Annotated in this window: 14 protein-coding genes and 2 pseudogenes; 4 read left to right on the forward strand and 12 right to left on the reverse strand. The window is 72.8% G+C overall.

The features are described from left to right. Positions 1 to 257 precede the first annotated feature (257 nt). From ASF38_RS04280 to ASF38_RS04310, 8 genes and pseudogenes are all read right to left on the reverse strand, one after another. On the reverse strand, positions 258 to 2,324 hold the full coding sequence (locus ASF38_RS04280) for a VWA domain-containing protein (RefSeq protein WP_082480364.1): 2,067 nt from the start codon (positions 2,322 to 2,324) through the stop codon (positions 258 to 260). Positions 2,325 to 2,328: 4 nt separating this feature from the next. After that, a pseudogene (locus ASF38_RS18760) lies at positions 2,329 to 2,929 on the reverse strand (magnesium chelatase); the annotation flags it as partial. A 1-nt stretch (position 2,930) separates the two neighbouring features. Then, positions 2,931 to 3,678: pseudogene (locus ASF38_RS18765) on the reverse strand (AAA family ATPase); the annotation flags it as partial. A 7-nt stretch (positions 3,679 to 3,685) separates the two neighbouring features. Then, the gene (locus ASF38_RS04290) at positions 3,686 to 4,702 is read right to left on the reverse strand and encodes an aldo/keto reductase (protein WP_056573883.1); all 1,017 of its coding nucleotides are present in this window, start codon (positions 4,700 to 4,702) and stop codon (positions 3,686 to 3,688) included. Positions 4,703 to 4,754: 52 nt separating this feature from the next. Beyond that, entirely contained in the window at positions 4,755 to 5,147 is a 393-nt protein-coding gene (locus ASF38_RS04295; protein ID WP_055962811.1) for a DUF6157 family protein, read from the reverse strand. Between the two features lie 66 nt (positions 5,148 to 5,213). Then, entirely contained in the window at positions 5,214 to 5,900 is a 687-nt protein-coding gene (locus tag ASF38_RS04300) for a maleylpyruvate isomerase N-terminal domain-containing protein (RefSeq protein ID WP_056573886.1), read from the reverse strand. Continuing rightward, positions 5,897 to 6,382, reverse strand: a complete 486-nt coding sequence (locus ASF38_RS04305; RefSeq protein WP_055962803.1) for an SRPBCC family protein — start codon at positions 6,380 to 6,382, stop codon at positions 5,897 to 5,899. The genes ASF38_RS04300 and ASF38_RS04305 overlap by 4 nt, the downstream gene beginning before the upstream one ends. Then, a complete protein-coding gene (locus tag ASF38_RS04310) occupies positions 6,379 to 6,750 on the reverse strand; it encodes a helix-turn-helix transcriptional regulator (RefSeq protein WP_055962800.1) in 372 nt (123 codons plus the stop codon). Before ASF38_RS04310 ends, ASF38_RS04305 begins: the two co-directional genes overlap by 4 nt. A 99-nt stretch (positions 6,751 to 6,849) precedes the next feature. Between ASF38_RS04310 and ASF38_RS04315 the strand changes: the two genes are divergently transcribed. Both ASF38_RS04315 and ASF38_RS04320 read left to right on the forward strand, forming a co-directional pair. Beyond that, the gene (locus ASF38_RS04315; RefSeq protein WP_055962796.1) at positions 6,850 to 7,392 is read left to right on the forward strand and encodes a hypothetical protein; all 543 of its coding nucleotides are present in this window, start codon (positions 6,850 to 6,852) and stop codon (positions 7,390 to 7,392) included. A 55-nt stretch (positions 7,393 to 7,447) separates the two neighbouring features. Then, entirely contained in the window at positions 7,448 to 8,071 is a 624-nt protein-coding gene (locus tag ASF38_RS04320) for a hypothetical protein (RefSeq protein WP_055962793.1), read from the forward strand. Between the two features lie 3 nt (positions 8,072 to 8,074). Here the strand turns inward: ASF38_RS04320 and ASF38_RS04325 are convergent, their stop codons facing one another. Further along, positions 8,075 to 8,965, reverse strand: a complete 891-nt coding sequence (locus ASF38_RS04325) for a rhodanese-related sulfurtransferase (RefSeq protein WP_056573888.1) — start codon at positions 8,963 to 8,965, stop codon at positions 8,075 to 8,077. A gap of 46 nt (positions 8,966 to 9,011) precedes the next feature. Between ASF38_RS04325 and ASF38_RS04330 the strand changes: the two genes are divergently transcribed. Beyond that, positions 9,012 to 10,439, forward strand: a complete 1,428-nt coding sequence (locus ASF38_RS04330; protein ID WP_235497387.1) for an amidase — start codon at positions 9,012 to 9,014, stop codon at positions 10,437 to 10,439. A gap of 58 nt (positions 10,440 to 10,497) precedes the next feature. Here ASF38_RS04330 and ASF38_RS04335 read toward each other — a convergent pair whose 3' ends face one another. Together ASF38_RS04335 and map are read right to left on the reverse strand one after the other, a co-directional pair. Continuing rightward, the gene (locus ASF38_RS04335) at positions 10,498 to 12,417 is read right to left on the reverse strand and encodes a zinc-dependent metalloprotease family protein (protein ID WP_156366781.1); all 1,920 of its coding nucleotides are present in this window, start codon (positions 12,415 to 12,417) and stop codon (positions 10,498 to 10,500) included. Between the two features lie 147 nt (positions 12,418 to 12,564). Further along, positions 12,565 to 13,335 (reverse strand): type I methionyl aminopeptidase, encoded by a 771-nt coding sequence (gene map / locus ASF38_RS04340; protein WP_056556620.1) that lies wholly within the window; start codon positions 13,333 to 13,335, stop codon positions 12,565 to 12,567. Between the two features lie 152 nt (positions 13,336 to 13,487). Between map and ASF38_RS04345 the strand changes: the two genes are divergently transcribed. Next, entirely contained in the window at positions 13,488 to 15,617 is a 2,130-nt protein-coding gene (locus tag ASF38_RS04345) for a PhoX family phosphatase (RefSeq protein WP_082480366.1), read from the forward strand. A gap of 73 nt (positions 15,618 to 15,690) precedes the next feature. Here ASF38_RS04345 and ASF38_RS04350 read toward each other — a convergent pair whose 3' ends face one another. Then, positions 15,691 to 16,074 carry a hypothetical protein gene (locus tag ASF38_RS04350; protein WP_056573895.1) on the reverse strand — a complete coding sequence of 128 codons (384 nt, stop codon included), beginning with the start codon at positions 16,072 to 16,074 and terminating at the stop codon, positions 15,691 to 15,693. Positions 16,075 to 16,155: the final 81 nt, after the last annotated feature.

The following is a 16,155-nucleotide window of genomic DNA, read 5'->3' on the forward strand; positions in this document are numbered from 1 at the left end:
CACCAGCAGTCCCCCGAGCCGGACCTCGTCGGGCAGCTCGACGTCGGCCAGGCGCTCGATCGTCGCCACGCCCAGCGCCGACGCGACACCCAGCGTGACGTGCGGGGCGTTGGTGAGCCCCAGGTGCAGCGCCTGGCTCGGCAGCCCCGCCGCCGACAGCAGGCCCCACTCCTCGCGCACGGCGGCGTCGAGGTCCTCGTCGAGCGTCAGCTCGATGGTCTGTGGCACGGTCCCGTCCTCTCCGGGCCGACCGTAGTTCAGCCGGCCCAGAAGCCGCGGCCGGGCCAGCCGCCGAAGCCGCCGTCGAACCCAGCGCCACCGCCAGTGCCACCGCGGCGGGAGCCGAGGTAGGACTCGACGACCGCGACGCCGAGGTCGTCGAGCTCCGGAGCCACGACGGTGCCGTCGACCTTGCGCGCCATCTGGTCGATGAAGCGCGCCAGGCCCGGGTCCTCCCCCAGCCTGAAGAAGGTGGTCTTCGCGCCCAGGCGCATCGACGCCTCCAGCTCGCGGACGCTCAGCGCGATCGTGACCGGGTGGGGCGGGTAGCTGAAGAACACCTCGCCCGACGACTCCAGGTGCGACGTCGGCTCGCCGTCGGTGACGATCAGCAGCACCGGCTGGGCGTTCGGGTGCTTGCGGAAGTGCCGGTTGGCGAGCAGCAGGGCGTGGTGCAGGTTCGTGCCCTTGGCGTACTGCGCGTCGAGCGCGGTCAGCTCCTCGATCTGCATCGACTCGGCATGCCGGCCGAACGCGATCAGCTCGAGCGCGTCGCCGCGGAACCGGGTGCTGATGAGGGTGTGCAGCGCCAGCGCCGTGCGCTTCATGGGCACCCAGCGGCCGTCCATGGCCATCGAGAACGACGTGTCCACGAGCAGGGCCACGCAGGCCTGCGTGCGGTCCTCGGTCTCCTGCACCTCGACGTCGCCGATCTGCAGCCGCACGCCGTCGCGGGCCATGGACGCCGCGGTCCCACCCTCGCCGACCGTGCGCACCACCGCGTTCGTGACCGTGCGGGTGACGTCCCACGGCTCCGTGTCGCCGAAGGCCCACTCGCGGGTGGCGCCCGACCGCTCGCCGGCCGCACCGGCATGGCGGGTGTCGCGCTGGCCCTGGCGACCCGACATCGACTCCGCGACGTCGCGCAGCAGCGCCTTGCCCAGCTGCCGCATGGCCTTGGGGGTCAGCCGCAGGGCACCGTCGGTGCCGCGCTGCACCACGCCGGAGTCGCGCAGCGCCTTCTCCAGCTCCTTCAGGGTGCGTAGGTCGACCGACGCCTCGTCGCCGAGCTGGCGCGAGAGCGCGTCGAGGTCGACGTCGTCGAGGTTCGAGCCCCGGTAGGACTGGGCCAGCTGCTCGGCCAGGGCGTCGAGGTCGGCGAGGTCCTGGAAGACGCCGGTGCCGTCGCCGAGGCCCACCCCCTGCTCGCCGTCCATGGGCGTGGAGCCACCCCAGTCCTCGCCCGGACGCAGGGACTGGAGGTTGCCGTCGAGCCGGTCGAGCGCCTCCATCAGCTGGGGCGAGCCGAACGCCTGCGCCGACATCTGCATGAGCTCCTGGCGCTGCTCGGGCGTCATGGAGTTGAGCATGCGCTGGGCCGCGGCGGACCGCTGGGCCATCGTGTCGAGCAGCTCGTCGAGGTTCGACGGGTTCTCCGGGAAGTGCTCGCCGTGCTTCGCCATGAAGTCGTCGAAGTCCTGCTGGGTGTCCACACCCTGCTGACGCTTCTCGAGCAGCCCGTTGAGGTCGTCGAGCATCTCGTTGACGGCCTCGCGGTCGGCGTCGGTGGCGTTCTCGAGCGCGTTCTTCATGCCCGCGAAGCGCTGGTCCAGCAGCTCACGCCCGAGCAGGTCCTTGATGCGTTCGTAGTCCTCGCGAGCCTGCGTGGACTGCCAGTCGTAGCCGTTCAGCTCGCTGACCGCAGCGGCAGGTGAGGGCGGGAGGTTGTCGAGCGTCAGCTCGGCGAGCGCCCGGTCGCCGTCGTCGAGGTCGACGTCGCGCGCGAGCTGCTTGCGCTCCTCGAGGACCGCGCGGTCGAGGAGCTCCTTGACCTCGGCCAGGGTGCCGTCGAGGTTGTGCTTCTGCATGAGCTCGCGCCGCTTCTCGGCCACCCGGCGGGCCAGGTCGTCGAGGCCGCGCTGGTCGGCGCCTCCACGGCGCAGGAACTCCTGCAGGGCGTGGTCGGGCGAGTACCCGGCCATGACGTCCTCGCCGATGGCCTCGAGCGCCTCGCTGAGGTCGACCGGCGGGGCCAGCGGGTCGGGGCCGTCGACGTACGCCCCGTACCGGGAGGCACGGGACAGTCGACGGTTCTGGCGACTCACGCCGTCACCCGTAGACCGTCTCGCCGCCGGCGGTGTCCTTGCTGATGCGGCGAGCCAGGAAGAGTCCCTCGAGGGCCAGCTCGATCGCGCCGGCGCGCTCACCGTCGTTGCCCCCGCCCTCGAGCCCTGCGCCGACCCGCTCGCAGACCTGGTCGTAGAGGTCGGACTCGCCCAGCACCGGCAACCCGGCGAGGAAGTCGCGGGCGCTCACCTGCTCGCCGGTGGCCACCAGGGAGCCGCCCTCGAGCGCCTCGACCAGCAGCCCGAAGTCGATGCCCGTGAACAACCCGCGGACCGTCTCCGCGGTGGCGGTGCGCAGGAGGTGGTCGAGGACGAGGTCCTCGCGGCCCTCCTCGCCGGACTCGAACTCGATCTTGCCGCCGAGCACGTCGACGGCGGTCTCGAGGTCCACCGGACGGGCCACGGCGTCCGGCTCGCCCTGCCGGGTGGCGCGGTGCAGCGCCGCGGCCGCGATGGTCTCGGCCCCGGCGATGGCGAACCGGGCGCTCACGCCGCTGCGCTGGTCGACCGCCGACGACTCGCGCAGGGCCCGCGTGAAGCGGGCCAGCACCTCGACCAGCTGGTCGGGGACGGCGGCGACGAGGNCCGCGCCGAACCGGTCCTTCAGCGGCGTGATGATGCGGCCGCGGTTGGTGTAGTCCTCGGGGTTGGCGCTGGCCACCACCAGGACGTCGAGCGGGAGCCGCAGCACGTAGCCGCGGATCTGGATGTCCCGCTCCTCCATGACGTTGAGCATGGCCACCTGGATGCGCTCGGAGAGGTCGGGCAGCTCGTTGATGGCCACGATGCCGCCGTGGCTGCGCGGGATGAGCCCGAAGTGGATCGTCTCGGGGTCACCGAGGCTGCGCCCCTCGGCCACCTTCATCGGGTCGACGTCGCCGATGAGGTCGGCCACGCTCGTGTCGGGCGTGGCCAGCTTCTCGGCGTAGCGGTCCTCGCGGTGGCGCCACCGGACGGGCAGGTCGTCGCCGAGCTCATCGGCACGTCGGAGGCTGGCGACGGTGATCGGCTCGTACGGGTGCTCACCCAGCTCGGAGCCGTCGATGACCGGCGTCCACTCGTCGAGCAGACCGACGAGCGTGCGCAGGATGCGGGTCTTGCCCTGGCCGCGCTCGCCGAGGAGCACGACGTCGTGACCGGCGATGAGGGCGCGCTCCAGCTGGGGGATGACGGTGTCCTCGAAGCCGTGCAGGCCCGGCCACGGGTCACGACCCTCGGCGAGGGCCGCGAGCAGGTTGTCGCGGATCTCCACGCGCAGCGGCCGGTGCACGTGGCCGGAGGCGCGAAGCGCACCCACGGTGGTGATGTCGGGGGCGGGGGTGGTGGCAGTCATGGGGTCCTCACGCGTCGATGCTGGACAGGTCGCCGTAGCGGTCGCCCTGGACGGCGTCGCGCGGGACCGCGGACTCCAGGTCGGCCACGAGGTCGGGGGTGAGCTCGACCTCGAGCGCGCCGGCGTTCTCCTCGAGGTAGGCCACGCGCTTGGTGCCGGGGATGGGCGCCACGCCCACGCCGTCGCGACCCGAGCAGCTCAGCACCCAGGCGAGCGCCAGCTGGCCCGGCGTGCAGCCCAGCCCCTCGGCGATCTCGCGGATCCTGGCGACGAGCCTCAGGTTGGCCTCGAGGGCCTCGCCCTGGAACCGCGGGAAGTACGAGGTGGTGCGCGAGTCGGCCTCCTCGAGGTCGGACTCGGCGGTGATGGCGCCGGTGAGCAGGCCACGCCCGAGCGGCGAGTACGGCACCAGGCCGATGCCGAGCTCGCTGAGGACGCCCCAGATCTCGTCCTCGAGGTGACGCGTGAACAGGGAGTACTCGGTCTGCAGCGCGGTGATTGGGTGCACGGCGTGGGCCCGACGGATCGTCTCGGCCGACGCCTCGGAAAGGCCCAGGTGGCGCACCTTGCCGGCCTGCACGAGCTCGGCCATGGCGCCGACGGTCTCCTCGATGGGCACGGTCTTGTCGACGCGGTGCTGGTAGTAGAGGTCGATCGTGTCGACGCCGAGCCGCTGGAGCGAGGCGTCGCAGGCGGAGCGCACGTAGTCGGGCTTGCCGTTGACGCCGAGCCGGGTGCCGTCGGGCAGCCGCTCGTTGCCGAACTTGGTGGCGAGCTGGACGGCGTCGCGTCCCTGGGCGCTGGAGGCGATGGCCGCACCGACCAGCTCCTCGTTGACGAACGGGCCGTACATGTCGGCCGTGTCGAGGAAGGTGACGCCGAGGTCGAGCGCGCGGTGGATCGTGCGCGTGGCCTCGGCCTCGTCGCGCGTGCCGTAGAACTCGCTCATCCCCATGCAGCCGAGTCCGAGCGGGGAGACGTCCAGGGGCGAGGTGGTGCCGAGCGTGGTGTGCGTCGTGGTCATGACCCCAGTCAACTCCGCCCGCACAAGGTTGCACCTCGGGACGATCGCGCGCTCAGGCGCGGGACGACCTCATGCCGGAGGTCTGCGTCAGGTCGGGGTCGGCCGCGAACGCGGCGTACTCCGCGGACTCCACGGGCACGAGCGCGACGCGACCCTCGGCGTCGTGGTGGACGCCCCAGCCGTACCGCTTGACCAACGGGGACGCGCGCAGGCACGGCTGGCCCTTGGAGAAGAACGTGTCGCGGTCGATGCCGCGCCGCTCGCCCTGCGAGCGGTGGACGACGTCGTCGGACGTGTAGCGGTAGGGCGCGTCGACGAGCATGTCGTACTGCAGACGCGCGACGCTCGGCTCCTTGCGCACCGGCGGCACCTCGGCGACGGATGCCGGGCAGTCGGGCGCGACGGCGGTGAAGGTGTCGGTGTTGTTGGTGGTGTGCTGGGCCATGGGGCGCTCCTGGATCGTCCTGCTGTCATCGTGCACCGGCGCGCCGACGGAAATCCAGCGTCGCGGTCAGGCTCGCGCCGGGGGCGCCCAGGCGGGGTCGCGTCCGATGAAGGCGACGAACCGGTCCTGCACCGACGCGTCGTCGGGCACGGGCACGGCCGGGCCGTACTGACCGGACGCGCGCAGCATCTCCTCGATCGGCCGCATGCCGGCGAGCATGGCGGCGCAGCGGTCCGCGTCGAGGTCGACGTCCTGGCCGCTCGCCCGCGCGAGGTCCCAGGTGTGCATGAAGACGTCGGCCGTGTAGAACTGCGCGACCGCCTGGTCGAGCGGGTGGGTGCCGGCGTGCGGGTGGGTGAACGGGCGGTCGGCGTCGGGACCGTCCAGCAGGTGCTGCACGGCATCGGCGTGGGCGCGCCAGGCCCTGGCGGGGGTGCCGGGCCGTGGGCGGCGGACAGCACCGGCGGGGGTGCCGGGCCGTGGGCGGCGGACGGCTCCGGCGGGGGTGCCGGGCCGTGGGCGGCTGGAAGCATCACCGGGGTCGTCGCTCGGCAGGTCGACGTCGAGTGCGACTCCCCCGCCGGCGAGGAAGGCCGGGAACCAGGTGACGAGGTGGTCGACGACGTCGCGCGCCGCCCACCCCTCCACCGGTGCGGGTGCGTCCCAGTCGGTCACGCCCTCGACGACGGCGGTGAAGTCGGCTGCGACCCGGCGGTGATCGTCGGCGGGTCCACCCACCCGGGAACCGCTCACCCCAGGGCCCCGTCGGCGAGCAGTGCGTCGAGCTTGGCGTAGCCGTCGTTCACGCCGACGTCCATGCCGCTGCTGAGCATGCCGTCGCGGGCCTCGAAGGAGCCGACGAGGCTGGTGGCGTGCATGCGCGTGCGGCCGTCGCCCAGGTCCTCGAACGTCATGGTGTCGAGGGAGACGCCCTCGGGCATGCCCTCCCAGGTGAACGTCTGGACGAGCCGGTCGTCGGACACGTGGTGGAAGCAGCCGTGAAAGCCCTGGCCGGCGTGCTCGTAGCGGTAGCTGCCGCCGGTGCGCCCGTCCCAGTGATCGATCGTGGTCACGTAGCCGTTCGGCCCGATCCACCGGACGAACAGCTCCGGGTCGGTGTGCGCCCTGACGAGCTGGGCCGCGGTCGCGGCGAAGTCGCGGGTGATGTGGATGGCCGGGACCGTGGGGTCGGCCTCGATGGCGGCCTCGGCCTGCTGCTGGTGCGTGCTGGTCATGATGCTGCTCCTTCGGTGGTGGTGGCGTCGGTGGCCCCGTCCTCGGTGGTCCCGTTCAGGTCGGCGAGCACGGCGTCGAGCCGCTGGTAGCGCTGCTCGGCCTGGCGCCGGTAGCGCTCGATCCACTTCTCCATGAGGTCGAACACCCCCGCCTCCAGTCGGACCGGTCGGGTCTGGGCCGCGCGGCCCTTGGTGACGAGCCCGGCGCCCTCGAGCACCTTGAGGTGCTTGGAGACCGCCTGGAGGCTGACGTCGTAGGGCTCGGCGAGCTCACCCACGGTGGCGTCGGCGACGGCGAGCCGGGCGACGATGTCGCGTCGGGTCGGGTCGGCGAGCGCCGCGAACACCTGCGAGAGCTGGTCGGCCATCGGAGATCCTTTCTCAACCATGTGGTTGATCACAACCTAGGCAAGCTTCCCTCGCCTTGTCAACCATCCGGTTGATCTCGGGTGCGCGATACTGCCTGCATGAGCCCCGACGACGTCGATCCCCTCCTCGCCGGTCGCGGTGGTCTCTCCTACGCAGAGCTCGACGACTGCGCCCGCCGCCTCCGCGGCCTGCTGGTCGCCACTGCCGAGCGCCAGATCGGTCGCCCGCTCCTGCACGAGTTCGAGATCGGCGTCGACACCGACGGCGCGCTGCAGCTGAGCCCGCCCGACGGCTACCGCCGACCGGCAGCGGGCGCGGTCACCGTGCGCGTGGTCGTGCAGTCACGCACCTCCACGGCTGCGCGCCTCGGCCTGCGGGTGACCGTGTGGCCCGCGCTCGGCGGTGCCGACGTCGTGGACCTCCTCGTCGTCCGCGAGGGCGTCGAGTCCATGGAGGGCCCGGCCGAGGGGCACCGGCTCGAGGTCCGCATCGACGAGATCCACCCCGAGCCCACCGAGGCGCTGCAGCGCCGGGTGAACGACTTCGTCGCCCGCCAGGTGGCGCTCGTGGTGAGCGACCTCAACATCGCGATGCAGCGACGCCTGGCCAACCCCGACTGGGACGGTGGCGAGCTCGGCTGAGGTCCGCCCGGGGCTGGACGTGCGACGCCCTGCGGGCGCGGCTAGGTTTCCGGGCATGCGCCGCCTCCAGCCCCACCTCGTCCGACACCGTCCCGTCCGGTCCGCCCTCGTCGCCTCGGTGGCCGCTCTGGTGCTCGCCGCCTGCGGCGGTGGTGACGGCGGCTCCGACGACCCCGACGCCTCGAGCTCGGCGTCGAGCAGCTCCTCGGCCGCCGCGTCCGACGTCGAGCCCGCCTCGGGCGACACGATCGAGGCCGACGGCTTCAGCTACACGGTGCCGGAGGGCTGGGAGAAGAACACCGACCTGCAGGGCACGGCGATCACCCTCGCGCTCGACTCCACCGACAAGGACGGCTTCGCCGACAACGTCAACGTGGTCACCGACCCCACCATCACGAGCCTCGAGGGCGACGACCTGGCGGACGCCATCACCAACGCGCTGGAGCAGGCCGACGTCACGGAGATCTCCGTGCGCGAGCCGTTCGTCGTCGACGGCCAGGAGGCCGTGCACACGACGGGCCTGTTCAACCTCAACGGCAACGAGTACCGGGTCGACCAGTACACGCTCACCGTCGACGGGACGGGCTACGTGATCACGTTCTCGCACAACGCGGACCAGTCCGAGTCCGAGCGCGACGACGTCGACCACTCCATCCTGGCGTCCTGGTCCTGGGCCTGACCCTCAGGCGTGCGCGGCGCACCGTGACGAGGCCGCCGCGCACGACGGGCAACGCACCATCTGCCGCACGCAGGCCAGGTCGAAGCAGTCGACGACGTCGCGGCTGGCGGTGCCGCACGTGTCGCAGCGTCCGACCACGGTCGCGTCGGGGCTGAACTCGACCGTGGTGCGTGCGTCGAACACGTACATCGAGCCCTCCCACAGACCCCCGTCGCCGAAGGTCTCGCCGTAGCGGTGGATGCCGCCGTCGAGCTGGTACACCTCGCCGAACCCGCGGCTGCGCATGAGCGGGGTGAGGACCTCGCACCGGATGCCGCCCGTGCAGTACGTGACGACCGGGCGGTCCTTGAGGTCGTCGAAGGCGCCGGAGTCGAGCAGCTCCACGAACTCGCGGGTGGTCTCGACGTCGGGCCGGACGGCACCGGCGAGCCGGCCCACCTCCGACTCGATCCTGTTGCGTCCGTCGAACAGCACGACGTCGTCGCGCTCGGCCACGAGGTCGTGCAGCTGGGCGGGGGTCAGGTGCGTGCCGCCGCCGACCACACCCTGCGCGTCGACCTGGACCTCGTCGGGGGTTCCGAAGGTGACGACCTCGTCGCGCACCTTGACCGACAGCCGCGGGAAGAGCGCCGTGGTCACGCCGTCGTCGAGCGCACGTCCGGCCGACCACTTGACGTCGGCACGCCGGAACGGCGCGTAGTCGCGCAGGCCCCGCACGTACCTCTTGAGCACGTCGAGGTCGCCGCCGAGGGTCGCGTTGATGCCGTGCGGCGACACGATCACCCGGCCGCGCAGACCGAGCGAGCCCGCGAGCTGGCGCTGCCACACCTGGATCGCCTCGGGGTCGGGCAGCGGCGTGAAGACGTAGAACAGGATCACCTTCGGCACGGCCACGCCGTCGATTGTCCCCGAGCCGATCGACGCGTGGCACGCTGGACGGGTGACCGCGCTGCACGAGCTCGACGCCCACGCCATGGCCGACGCCCTCGCACGCGGCGAGACCACGTCGCTCGAGCTGGTGGAGCACCACCTGCGCCGCATCGACGACCGCGGGCCCGCGCTCGGTGCCTTCGTGACCGTGACCCATGAGCGCTCCCTCCAGGCGGCACGCGACGCCGACGCCACCCGACGTGCGGCGTCGCCCGAGGCCCTGCCGCCGTTCCTCGGCGTGCCGACGGCGTTCAAGGACCTGACGTCGACGGCCGGCGTGCGCACCACGCTCGGCTCGCGGCTCATGGCCGACCACGTCCCCGACGTCGACGCCCACGTGGTCACGCTCGTGGAGCGGGCCGGGTTCGTGAGCCTGGGCAAGACGAACACCCCCGAGCTGGGGCTCTCCTCCTACACCGACAACGACGTGGTCGGGCCGGCGCGCACGCCGTGGGACCTCGACCGGACGGCCGGCGGATCCTCCGGTGGGGCGGCAGCGGCGGTCGCCGCCGGGCTCGTCCCGCTGGCCCAGGGCAGCGACGGCGGTGGATCCATCCGCATCCCGTCGAGCTGCTGCGGGGTGTTCGGGTTCAAGCCGAGCCGCGGACGCGTGAGCGCCGGACCCGTCGGCTCGGACTGGAGCGGACTCGCCGGCGACGGCCCGATCGCCCGCACGGTGCGCGACGCGGCGGCCCTGCTCGACGCCATGGCCCACCCGATGCCCGGCGACCTGAGACCGCTCCCCGACCCCGTCGAGCCGTTCGCCGCCTGGGCCGGTCGACGGCCGGGTCGGCTGCGCATCGCTCGCTGGGTCGACCCCTACCTGCCCGAGCTCGAGGCCTCGGCGGGGTCGGTGGCGGCCTGGGAGCACGCCACCGAGGTGCTGCGCGGGCTCGGCCACGAGGTGGTCGACGTCGAGAACCCGTTCCCGCCCGAGCTGGAGCCGCAGTTCAACGTGGTGTGGTCGAGCGGCATGGCGGCGGCCCCGATCCCGGAGGAGGGCCTCGACATGCTGCGCGGCACCACCCGCTACTGGTTGGAGCGCGGTCGCACGCACAGCGCCGCCGACCTGGCTCGCGCGATGCAGTTCCTGGAGGCCACCACGCGCGACGTCGTCACGTCGATGTCCGGGTTCGACGCCTGGCTCACGCCCACCTTGGCCCTGCCGCCCCAGCCGGTCGCGTGGTTCACCGAGTCCGGCGACCCCGCGGAGGACCACCGCCGCGAGCTGGCCTTCACGCCCTACACCGCGGTCTACAACATGGCCGGGGTCCCCGCGGCGAGCCTGCCGCTCGTCGAGGTCGACGGTCTGCCCGTCGGCGTCATGCTCGCGGGACGCCCCGGCGAGGACGGACCGCTCTTCTCCCTGTGTGCACAGGTCGAGGAGGCCGACCCGTGGAACCGGCGTCGTCCGCCACGTCCTCCCGTCCACGACTGAGCGAGAGACCGGACGACGACGTCCTCGCCTGCCCGTCCACCGGGGTGCGCCGGCCCCGTCACTTCACGGTGGTCGTCCGCGCCGACGTCCTCGTGACCGTCGTGTAGCCGGACTTCCGTCCGGTCACCTTGACGGTGAGCCGCTTGCCCTTCACGCCCCTCGTCGGGACGTAGGTCGACCTCGTCGCCCGGTAGATCGCCTTGCCGTTGGCGTACCAGCGGTAGGAGAACGTGGTTCCGCTCGTCCAGGTCCCGCGGAGGGCGGACAGTCGGCGGCCCACCTTCACGGTGCCGGAGATCCTCGGCGTCGAGTGGGTGAGCGTCCCCGGAACCACCGCAGCCGTCGAGGCCGACGTCCGCGAGATCGGGAGCAGCCCGAGGAGCGACCCGGTCACCCGGACCGACACGCGCTTGCCGCGGTGCGACGCGGCCGGGACGAACGTCGACGCCGTCGCTCCGGTCACCGTCGCACCGTCGAGCCGCCACTGGTAGGCGAACGTGACGCCCGGCGTCCAGGTCCCCGTCCGTCCCGTGAGCCGGGACCCGACCTTGGCGACACCCGAGACGAGCGGCGTCGCGGCCACGACGGTCGCAGGAGGAGACGCGACGCCGTTCGCCACCGTGACGGTGGCGGCGCTCGAGGAGATCGCGTCGACGCGGACCGTCACCGAGCCCGACACGTACGACTGTCCGGCCTTCCACGCGCCCTGGCGCACCGACCCGTCCAGACGCGGTCGCAAGGACGTCACGCCGGTCCCGTCGGTGGCCCGGGTGCTCACCGTGACCCCGGTGGGGTACTTCCTCGTGCCGCTGACCCACACCGAGCCGGTCGCCTCGCGGGCGTAGTAGCTCGACGCGTCGCGGCCCGTCGCCGGCCGCCACTCCACCCAGTGGCTCGTGCCGCCGGAGCGGACCTCCAGACCTCGCAGGCCGGAGGTCGACCCGCGCGCAGCGAGGGTGCGGGTGACCGCCGTGCCGGACGGAACGACCTCGACCTCGCCGGAGCGCGCCAGTCCGAGCTGGGCGCGGTACTCGGTGTCGAGCGCGGTCGTGCCCGAGCCGGACACGGCGAGCCCCATGGGGCTGTAGAGGTCCCAGTACTCCACGGACTCGAGGTTGGCGTGGCGCAGGCCCAGGTTGTGACCGACCTCGTGCACGAGGGTCGGCGTGAAGACGCGCGAGGACTCCGTGAGGGTCACCAGTCCGCCGTCGGCCACCGATCCGCCGATCGTGCCCACACCGGTGCCGTCGCACTGGTCGTCGACGACCACCACCAGGTGGTTGCCCGCCGCGGAGAAGTCGACCGTCGGGAACCGCTGCATGGCCTCGCTCCACAGGCCGCTGACGTCGCCGAACCCGCACCGGTCGGCGCGGCCGGAGGAGTACCGCACCGTGCCCGCCCGGGAGAAGGTCGCCCCGGTCTCCTGCGACCACCAGGTGAGTCCCGCGGCGATCCTCGACTCGATCGTGCTCGTGGCGTCGACGCTGCCGCTGTTGGCCACGATCGCGACGTAGGCGCGGTGCGCGCCCGTCGTCGCGGTGGTCTCGCTCCGGTCGAACACCGCGGTCGCCACGTCGACCGCCTGCGTGACGGTGCCGTCGAGCGCGGACTCCAGCGAGGCGCTCTCCACCAGCTCGGCGACGACCGGGGCGCCGGCGAGGTCGAGCTCCTCCAGCGCCTCCTCACCGCCCGCGAGGGCCGCGAGGTCGACCGGGACGACCGACCCGTCGTCGGTCACCAGCACCGGCTCGCCGACCTCGGCGCCCACGTGGCCACCCTCACCGTGGCCGTCGGACTCCGCCCGCTCGACCACGACCTCGCGCAGCACACCCTCGACCGTCGCGGTGGGCTCCCCCTCCAGCGCGGGGTCGGTGTACTTGACCTCGTCACCGCTCGAGCTGATCGTCGGCTCCTGCGCCGACACGCTCCTCGGCACGGCCACCAGCACGGCGGCGACCAACAGTGCTCCCACAGACATGGCGACACGACGCATCGCGGGGCCCTCCCAAGCTCCCTCGACCTACACTCCCGCCGTCAGCGTAGGACCAAAGTCACATGCCCGGAGGGCCTTGTGGCGCACTGGGGCGAACGCACCAGTCCCCGGTGCGAGCCCGGACGCGCCTCGTCAGTCGCGGGCGGTGAGGATGATCGGGTCGCCCTCGGTGACCGCGATGGTGTGCTCGCTGTGGGCTCCGCGGGAGCCGTCGGCGCTGCGGATGGTCCAGCCGTCGGGGTCCATGACGATCTCGTCGGTGGTCTGCAGGAACCACGGCTCGATCGCGATGACCAGCCCCGGGTCGAGCCTCACGCCGCGCCCCGCACGGCCGTCGTTGGGCAGGTGGAGGTCGCCGTGCATGGTGCGGCCGACGCTGTGGCCGCCGAACTGGGTGTTGACCTTGAGTCCGTGGGAGCGCGCGACGTCGCCGATGGCGGCGCTGATGTCACCCAGCCGGTTGCCGGCGCGCGCGGCCCCGATGCCCGCCTCGAGGGCCTCCTCGGTGGCGGCGATGAGCGCCAGGTCCTCCTCGCGCGGGGTGCCGACCACGACGCTCACGGCGGAGTCACCGACCCAGCCGTCGACCGAGACCGCGAAGTCGAACGTGACCAGGTCGCCGTCCCGCAGCCGGTAGCGGTGCGGCAGCCCGTGCAGGACCGCGTCGTTGACCGACGTGCACACGACCTTGCCGAAGGGCCCGCGGCCGAACGAGGGCGCGTAGTCGATGTAGCAGGACTCGGCTCCACGCTCGCGGATCATGCGGTGCGCGAGCGCGTCGAGGTCGAGCAGGTCGACCCCCACGTCGGCGGCGTCCACGAGGGCCGTGAGGACCTCGCCGACGAAGCGCCCGGCCGCACGCATCTCGTCGACCTGGTCGGGGGTGCGGAGCTCGATCGCCATGGGATCGAGCGTAGTCCGCCGGGCCACGGGCCCGGGCCCTGAGTACCGTCACCTCCTGTTCACCCAGGGTCCACGTCGGCGTCCGGCGGCGCTCCTACCGTCATGGCGTCGAAGGGGGGCGGCCCGACGCTCCCCCGCTCTGGAGGACTTCCGTGACGATCACGCCCGAACGCCCCTTGCTCCCCGTCGTGACCCTCCCCACCGAGGGTGCCGCCGGAACCTGCCCGCCCGAGGCGCCCTGCGCGTCCGGACGCGCCGCCCTCACCTGCCGCTACCGCTGCGGCGACGCCTGCGCCCACGACGCGCCCAACACGTCGGACAACGAGACGTTCGCCGACGTGATGGCTCGTGCGGCCAGCCGCCGCGGCGTGCTGCGCGCCGGTGCCGTGATCGGCGCCGCCACGGCCGCCACCGCGGCGTTCGCAGGGCCGGCCGCCGCCGTGCCCACGGCCCCCGCCCCCAAGGGCCCCAAGGGCAAGCCCGGCCCCGCCCCCAAGGGCAAGGGTCCGTACGGCCTGCGCTTCGACCCCGTGGCGCCCAACACCGCCGACGCGATCACCATCCCCTCCGGCTACCGCCAGGACGTCGTCATCCGCTGGGGCGACCCGCTGTTCAAGGACTCCCCGCGCTGGTCCGTCGACCGGCAGAGCGCTGCGGCCCAGCGTCGCCAGTTCGGCTTCAACAACGACTTCCTCGCGCTCCTGCCGCTCTCGCGCGGCACGCAGCTGCTGGTCGCCAACCACGAGTACACGAGCGAGGAGCTCATGTACCCCGGCTACGACCCGGCCAACCCGACGCGCGAGCAGGTCGAGACGTCGTGGGCCGCCCACGGGCTGTCCGTGGTGGCGGTCCGGGAGACCCGCGACGGGTCGCTGGAGCCGGTCGTCGGGCACCAGCTCAACCGCCGCTTCCACACCCAGACCGAGTTCCGGCTCACCGGGCCCGTGGCCGGCCACCCGCTGGTGCGCACGAAGGCCGACCCGCGTGGTCGCACCGTGCTCGGCACCCTCAACAACTGCGCCGGCGGCACCACGCCCTGGGGCACGTGGCTGACGGCCGAGGAGAACTTCAACCAGTACTTCGCCAACGCCGCCACGGTGACCGACCCGACGACCGCGGCGCGGCTCGCCCGCTACGGCGTCGCCGGCACCGCGAGCGAGCGCCAGTGGGAGAAGTTCGACGACCGCTTCGACCTCGCGAAGGAGCCCAACGAGGTCAACCGCTTCGGCTGGATCGTCGAGGTCGACCCGTACGACCCCCGCGCCGTCCCGCGCAAGCGCACCGCCCTGGGCCGCTTCAAGCACGAGGCCGCCCAGCCCCGCATCACGAAGGACGGACGGGTCGCCGTCTACATGGGCGACGACGAGCGCTTCGACTACCTGTACAAGTTCGTCTCGCGCGACCGCATGAAGAAGGGGCGGTCCGCGTCGGCCAAGCGGCACAACGACACGCTGCTCGACCACGGCACCCTCTACGTCGCGAAGCTGACCGGCGACTCCCCCACGTCGCAGATCGACGGCACGGGCACGCTCCCGAAGGACGGCGAGTTCGACGGCTCCGGCGCCTGGATCCCGCTCGTGAGCGGCACGAAGTCGTTCGTGAAGGGCTTCACGGCCGAGGAGGTGCTGCTGTTCACCCGGCAGGCCGCCGACGTCGCGGGCGCCACCAAGATGGACCGCCCCGAGGACGTGGAGCCGAGCCCCGTGAGCGGCAAGGTCTACGTGGCCCTGACCAACAACTCGAACCGGGGTGCCGCGGGCAAGGCCGGTGCCGACGAGGCCAACCCGCGCAACGCCAACAAGAACGGTCACGTGCTCGAGCTGACGGAGCACCGCAACGACAGCGGTGCCACCCGGTTCGCGTGGACCCTGCTGCTGGTCTGCGGCGACCCGAACGACCCGGCCACGTACTTCGGCGGCTACGACAAGAGCCAGGTCTCGCCGATCTCCTGCCCGGACAACGTGACGTTCGACCGCCACGGCAACCTCTGGGTCTCCACGGACGGCAACGCGCTCGGCTCGAACGACGGGCTGTTCGGCGTGGCGGTGGAGGGTCGCGACCGTGGCCTGACCCGCCAGTTCCTCACCGTCCCGCTCGGCGCCGAGACCTGCGGGCCGGTGGTGCAGAGGCACCGCGTGCTCGTCTGCGTCCAGCACCCGGGCGAGAAGGACGGCGCGTCGGCGGACGCTCCGGCGTCGCACTGGCCCGACGGCGGCTCGTCGGTCCCGCGTCCCTCGGTGGCCATGGTGTGGCGCAAGGACGGCCGCGAGATCGGCGTCTGACGCACGGCACGACACGCGCACCACGACGGGCCCCGACCATGGCGGTCGGGGCCCGTCGTCATGCGTGCGTGGGTCAGGACAGGGAGCGGCGTGCCGACGACAGCTGGTGGCACACCACGGCGGCCACGAGCGCGGCCGTCCCGAGCGTGGCCAGCGCGGGGGCGCCGAAGATCCGACCGGCGCCGGCAGCGGTGACCGCGGAGGCGAGGGCGGCGCCGCCGACCAGCGACGCGCCGGCCGAGGCGTGCACGAGGGGGGTCCGCTGCTGCGAGGTCACGCTCGCCCACGCCTGGTAGCAGATCCCGGCGATGACGACGGCGGCGACGACCACGACCACGCGACCGGGCACGACGAAGCCGTCGGGCCATGCGGCGTCGCCCAGCACGTCGGTCACGTAGAGGGCGAGCAGCACGAGCTCGGCGAGGGCGGGCACCACGAGGCCGGGTCCGATCTTCATGGCCGCGACCCTACCGAGCGACTCTCCGGCTCGACCGGTGGCGGGTACCGGCCACGGACCCACCATGGTTCTCACCTGCTC

It is taken from the genome of Aeromicrobium sp. Leaf272 (assembly GCF_001422865.1).
In the GTDB taxonomy this organism is placed as follows: domain Bacteria; phylum Actinomycetota; class Actinomycetes; order Propionibacteriales; family Nocardioidaceae; genus Aeromicrobium.